The organism is Streptomyces sp. NPDC043870 (assembly GCF_056435785.1).
The window spans coordinates 276,761-277,915 of record NZ_JBWKDT010000007.1 but is presented as its reverse complement, the minus strand read 5'-3'; the positions used below and the strand labels follow the sequence as shown (position 1 = coordinate 277,915).

Annotated in this window: 2 protein-coding genes; one reads left to right on the top strand and one right to left on the bottom strand. The window is 72.7% G+C overall.

Annotated elements, in window-relative coordinates; translation table 11 throughout:
• Positions 1–205: 205 nt before the first annotated feature.
• Positions 206–448: a hypothetical protein gene (locus AC0699_RS12700; RefSeq protein ID WP_478659089.1), complete on the bottom strand. Its 243-nt coding sequence runs from the start codon at positions 446–448 to the stop codon at positions 206–208.
• A 180-nt stretch (positions 449–628) separates the two neighbouring features.
• Here AC0699_RS12700 and AC0699_RS12695 point away from each other — a divergent pair, with 180 nt between their 5' ends.
• Positions 629–1,039: a rodlin gene (locus tag AC0699_RS12695; RefSeq protein WP_469772987.1), complete on the top strand. Its 411-nt coding sequence runs from the start codon at positions 629–631 to the stop codon at positions 1,037–1,039.
• The last annotated feature ends 116 nt before the right edge of the window (positions 1,040–1,155 follow it).

Sequence of the window (1,155 nt, the reverse complement as noted above, 5' to 3'; positions counted from 1 at the left end):
CCTCCCCCCCCCTGGCACCCCCCCCGGTCCCCCCCGAAAAAAGACAAAAACCCCCCCCCCCCCCCCCCCCCCCCCCCCCCCCCCCCCCCCCCCCCCCCCCCCCCCCCCCCGGCCCGTGTGCTGTCACGGCCCGTGTGCTGTCACGGCCCGTGTGCTGTCACGGCTCCCTGTGCTGCCGCGCAAGGCTGCCGTCGTGCGGGGCGCGTCACCACCTCGGCCAGGACCAGGCGACGAGAGCCTCCCATTCATGGTCCACGACGCCGGGGAGGGTTCGTCCCTGGGAGGACCAACTGGCCATCAGGGACGCGTAGATCGGCTCCGCCGAACGGTCCACGGACGACCGGACCGCCCGCCTCCCCCGGGCCGTCGGCTCTGTGCGGCTTCCCGGCTCCTTGCGGCTCGCCGGAATCAGCCCCTGCCGTTCCCAACGGCCCTTGTGCTCCGCCATGCCCCCAATATCCCGTACCGCCCCCCTTCCTGGCGGGCGAAAGGACCGAACGCTCCGGGCGGCACGCCTCGCGCTCCGCTGTTCGGGTCACAGACCGCAACCGGGGCGCGGACGACGCTGTTGACCAACGCGTCACTTCATCGATGGAGTGCGCATCCTGAAGGCTCGAAGGGAATCATCATGAAGAAGCTGTGGGCAGCAGCAGCCGTGACCGCGTCCGTGGCCGGAGTCTCGCTGGCTGCCGCCGCACCGCAGGCACTCGCCATCGGCAACGACAACGGCACCACGTCGCTGAGTGGCAACGAGGCCGTGCAGTCGTTCGGCAACTCGGCGACGTACGGCGAGCAGAGCCCGCAGCTTTCGCTCGTCCAGGGTTCGCTCAACAAGCCCTGCGTCGGTCTGCCCGCCAAGGCCAGCGCGGGTTCCCTCGTGGGCCTCGTGCCGGTCGCCGTCCAGGACGCCAACGTCCTGTCGAACCCGCAGAACCAGCAGTGCTCGGAGAACTCGACCCAGGCCAAGGGCGACGAGCCGCTGTCGCACGTCCTGGACGGCATCCCGGTGCTGTCCGGCAACGGCGTCAACAACCACTGAGTCCGGCCACCACGGCCGGCAGAGGGGGGGGGGGGGGGGGGGGGGGGGGGGGGGGGGGGGGAGGGGGGGTGCGGGCGGGGGAGGGGGGGGGGGGAGGAGAGCGGGGGGCGGGTTTG